Below are 4,710 nucleotides of genomic sequence, written 5' to 3'. Positions count from 1 at the left end.
GATCTGCCGGGCGGCCCCTCCCGCACTATCTCCTACCTGTCCACCCACTTGCGGACGCGGGCCCCGGCAGCCTGCCGTATCGCGGCACCGGGGAAGCGCTCGCACAGCGCGGCCCGAGGCCCGATCGGCACGACGGTCAGTCGTACCTGTTCACCAAGGTCCCGGCCTGACCCGCTGGGGTCTATGCTCCGCCCATGACAACGCCGCCGTCGACACCGTCGACCTATGACTGGGACACCGAGCCCGACCCCACTGCGGGGAACGCTGACCTCGCGCCTGCCGCAGCTGCTCCTGTCGGCTCCACGGCTGCGCCCGCCGGCCCGGCAGCGGCCCCCGTGCAGACCGCACCCTCCCCGCTCATGGGTGCGGGGTCGGGCCCCGCCCCATCCTCGTCCTGGGCTCACTCCTCGCCCTTGGCGGGTGGGTACTCGCCCGAGCCGCCGCACGAGATCGACGGATTCGACGCCTCCCACCCGGTTGGTGGTGCTCGGCCCTGGACCGCACCCAAGGCGTCCAAGGGGTTCCCCGCCTGGGCTGTCGTGGCGATCGTCGCGGTGGTGCTGCTGGCGCTCCTGGCCGCTCTCGGCCTGCTCGTATCGGCCGTGCGGAGCTTCATCGCCGAGGACACCGTGTGGGTGGGGGTCGATGACGGGCCGGCATTCACCGACGGGGTGGTTCTCGATGCCTCCGGCAACCAGGTCACCGACGGCACCGGCATGTTCGGCCAGCCAGCCACGGTAGGGGAGCACACCTTCACCTGGCCCACCCTCGACGGCGGCACCGTGAGCGTGCGCGCCACCGACATCGATCCCGACGCCACCGTCCCCCTCGCCGAGGGCGTGGACGTGCTCCAGCCGGGCTATCAGCTGGTGGTGATGACGGCCGACGTCACCTACGAGGGCGACAGCTCCATCCGGATCAACGAGGAAGTGTGGGTGCGCGGCGAGACCGATCTGATGACCTACGGCGAGGTGAACGGCCTGGTGCCGAACTCCCTGTCCGAGGGAGCGGCCCTGGTGGACGGCCAGACCCTCACCGTCAACGTGGCCGTGGTGGTCCCGGAGGATGACCTGGACACCCTCCAGTTCTCCGTCGAGACCCCCGAGGGGATGCCCCTGTACTACGGGGTCACCAGGTGAGGTCGGGGTGCGGGGTCAGCCTTCGTTGACCCACACCACCGGCTGGTCCTCATAGAGGTTGTCGTCCCCATCGGCCTTGTCGTCACCCTCCCAGGCCACCTGGGCCGGGGCCTCCCCGTCGGTGAACACCACGGTGCAGGTGGAGGCCGTCGCGCCGGGCTTGGCCTCATCGAACAGCTGCAGGTCGCAGGCATTATCGAGGTTGCCGCCGAAGGAGATCCCAACGGTCACGCGGTTGCCCTGGACACCGGGGCGCGGCTCCGGCATGCTGTACCTGAAACCGGCGGTATCAGGAAGTGATGGGGCGTTCCCCGCCCGAGCGCCCCGCCCCTGCGCCGTGCCCTCGACGACGAGAACACGAAAGGCCCCCGATGAGTTCCCTGAGTCAACCTCTAGGCCGCGAGAGCGGTGGTTTTGTGTGTTCTGTCGGTTCTGTGGGCTTGGTGGGTGGCGGGGTCGTAGCAGGTGCCGTCGCGCCAGCAGGCGTAGATGATCCGCAGCCAGGCCCGGGCCAGGATCCGCACGGCATGGGCATGGCGTTTGCCCTGGGCGCGTGCGGTCTCGTAAATGTTCTTCGCCCAGGGCGAGGCGTGGCGGGAGTTGTCTGCCCAGCGGACCAGGGCTTGGCGGGCCCGCCGGTTGGTGGCGTAGCGGAACACGACCGCGTGGGATTTACCCGAGGCGCGGGTGACGGGCACGACGCCTGCCTCGGCGGCGAGCTGGTCAGCGTTGGAGGCGTGTTCGAGCAACGGTCCGATCTCCCCGATGATCTGGGCGAGGTTGACGATCCCCACCCGGGGCAGGGGCTGGATCAACGCTGCCCAGGAATGGGCGGCCAGAGCCGTCTCGATCTGGGCTTCAAGGTCATCGATCGCTGTTCTGAGGGCCCGGATGACCTGGACCTGTGTGCGAACCAGCGCGGTGATCGTCTCCTCACCGAGCCGCGAGGCAGGCGCGGGGGCCCCACGAAGCCTGGCCACCAGGGCAGCGGGGTCGACGCGGCCGGAGTAGTGCTGCCGGGCGAGCCAGTCCCGCATTCTGGCCGGGGCCAGGTGCTTGGCCGAGGCTGGGGTGGGGAACCTGTCGCAGAAGGCCAGGGCGATATCGGAGTCCAGGCGGGCGAACACCACCCCGGCGCCGGGCCAGTGCTCGGCCAGCAGGGCGGCGAGCTGGTTGGTCGCGGCCACGCGGGCGGTGACCTGGTCCTCGCGGGCCCGGACCAGCGCTTGCAGCTCGAGGGTCGCCTGCTCGGTCGGGCGCAGGGTCCGCAGGCGGTGCCCGTCGGTGCGGAGGTAGTCGGCGAGCTTGAACGCGTCGCCGGGGTCGTCCTTGGCGCGGGCAGCGCCCCAGCGGGGACGGACGGCGTTGAACGCGTTGGGATGGACCGGGACCACGGGATGCCCGGCGGCCAGGAGACGGTCGATCACCAGCCCGCGGGTGGTCTCGATCGCGACCGGCAGCCTAGCCGGAGGGCCGTGGCTGGCCAGGCGGGCCAGGGTGGCTCGAATCCCGTCCTCGGTGTGGGGGCAGGGCCAGCGGTCGATCACCTGGCCCTGGTCATCGATCACAGCGACAGCATGGGTGGTATTGCCCCAGTCCCATCCGACATACATGCGCGTACTCCAGGTTCATCGAAGGAGCACCACTTGGTGGAGGTCATCTGCCGGAAGCTCACTGCTCGGCCCTCAAAGGGGCATGTTCCTGACGCCGTTCAGATGGCCTCGGCCCGGCGGGGCCGGCAGAACTCATCGTGGCCGTCGAACGGCACGCACAAATGGCCGTGCACCCACCGGGACCGAGTGGTCACGACCTTACCGAACAAGGCCGCACTAAGGATGGTGCACCAGTGAGCACGATCGACTGGGACCGCTCCGTCGAGGAGGTCCTGGGCGACGATTCGACCGCCCAGCGCCAGCTCCACGAGCACGCACAGCTGCTGCCGATCGCCAGTGGAGGCCAGGCCGCCCGCTACATGCTGGCGCGCCTCGGTGAGCACCGCTGGTTCACCCTCCTCACCCTGCTGATCACCATCGGCAGCGCTGTCGCTGCGGCGATCCTGCCGCGCCTGATCGGTGCAGCGGTGGACGTGGTCGACTCCGGTGGCACCTCCGCCGCCGTGTGGACGCTCGGAGCGCAGATCGTCGCCGTCGGCGCCGTGCAAGCGGTGCTGATGGCAGTGGGCTGGACCATGATCTCCACGCTCGGCCAGCGGATCCTCGCCGACATGCGCGAACAGGTCATCGACCGTGCCCTGGACTTGCCGGCCCAATCGATGGAGCAGACCGGCATCGGCGACGCCCTCTCCCGCGTGGCCGACGACGTAGACGTGGCCGCCCGCGCCGTGAACAACCTGGTTCCCAACCTGATCCAGCTGGGGTTCATGGTGGTGGTGACCCTGGCCGGCATGGCCAGCCTGTCGCCCTGGCTGCTGCTGATGGTGGTGGTAATCGTCCCGCTGTACGCGGTCTCGGCCCGCTGGTACCTGCGCCGCACCGCTCCCCTGTACCGCCGGGAGCGCGTGGCGATGGGTGCCCGCGCGCAGGGACTGCTCTCGGCCATCCACGGCATCCCCACCGTCAACGCCTACGGCATCGAGCGCCGCGAGACCCGCCACGTGGCGGTGCTGTCCGAGACCGCCGCGGTGCTGAACATGCGGGTGATGAGCCTGGTGGGGCGCCTGGTGATGCTGATCAACATCCCCGAGTCGATCGCCCTGCTGGCGGTGATGGTGATCGGCTTCGTGATGGTGCAGGTGGTCGGGGCACCACTGGGCCTGGTCACCGCGGCTGCGATCTACCTGGTCAGCCTGTTCTGGCCGATGCTGGCGTTCATCTTCAACCTCGACGACGTCCAGAGCGCCGGTGCCAGCCTGTCGCGCATGGTCGGCGTGATCACCTCGATCGACCCTGCGGCCTCCCCCGGCAGCGAGCGTCCCACGGATCCGTCGATCCGCCTGGAGCAGGTCTCCCACTCCTACACCACTGACGAGGACGGCCAGGAGCGGGTGGTGCTTCACCCGATCGACCTGGACATCGCCGCCGGTCAGACGGTCGCACTGGTGGGTGCTTCCGGTGCCGGCAAATCCACCCTGGCCTCAATCATCACCGGCACCCTCACTCCCCGCCACGGCCGGGTGCTGCACGGCGGAGCCGATCTGGCCCGCGCCGACATCGAGGCGGTCCGCGCGCACGCCTCGATCGTCAGCCAGGACGTGCACGTCTTCCGCGGCACCCTTGCGGAGGACCTGAAGCTGGCCCGCCCGCTGGCCACCGACGAGGAGCTGTGGGCGGCGCTGCGCACCGTGGAGGCCGACGCTTGGGTGGAGCGCCTGCCCCGGGGCCTGGAGACCGAGGTGGGCGAAAAGGGCGAACGCCTCACCGCCGAGCAGTCCCAGCAGCTGGCCCTCGCCAGGGTGGTGCTGCAGGACCCGTCGGTGCTGGTGCTGGACGAGGCCACGGCCGATGAGGGATCCTCCGGGGCCCGGGTGCTGGAGCGCGCTGCCCTGGAGGCGGCGAAGGGCCGCACCACGGTGATCGTAGCCCACCGGCTCTCCCAAGCCAGGGAGGCCGAC

At 70.1% G+C, this 4,710-nt stretch carries 4 protein-coding genes; 2 read left to right on the top strand and 2 right to left on the bottom strand.

Annotated elements, in window-relative coordinates:
* Positions 1 to 194 precede the first annotated feature (194 nt).
* Positions 195 to 1,139, top strand: a complete 945-nt coding sequence (locus ACHFFZ_RS07285) for a hypothetical protein (protein WP_394275986.1) — start codon at positions 195 to 197, stop codon at positions 1,137 to 1,139.
* A 15-nt stretch (positions 1,140 to 1,154) separates the two neighbouring features.
* On the opposite strand, the gene ACHFFZ_RS07280 is transcribed toward ACHFFZ_RS07285, so the two are convergent.
* Entirely contained in the window at positions 1,155 to 1,406 is a 252-nt protein-coding gene (locus ACHFFZ_RS07280) for a hypothetical protein (protein ID WP_394275985.1), read from the bottom strand.
* 125 nt (positions 1,407 to 1,531) lie between these two features.
* Positions 1,532 to 2,752: an IS110 family transposase gene (locus tag ACHFFZ_RS07275; protein WP_259793259.1), complete on the bottom strand. Its 1,221-nt coding sequence runs from the start codon at positions 2,750 to 2,752 to the stop codon at positions 1,532 to 1,534.
* A 233-nt stretch (positions 2,753 to 2,985) separates the two neighbouring features.
* On the opposite strand from ACHFFZ_RS07275, the gene ACHFFZ_RS07270 reads away from it, so the two are divergent.
* On the top strand, positions 2,986 to 4,710 hold a 1,725-nt coding region (locus ACHFFZ_RS07270), incomplete at its 3' end, for an ABC transporter ATP-binding protein (protein WP_394275984.1).

It is taken from the genome of Luteococcus sp. (assembly GCF_043424415.1).
GTDB lineage: Bacteria > Actinomycetota > Actinomycetes > Propionibacteriales > Propionibacteriaceae > Luteococcus.
The sequence above is the reverse complement of the archived record's forward strand: the minus strand, read 5'-3'. Positions and strand labels throughout refer to the sequence as shown.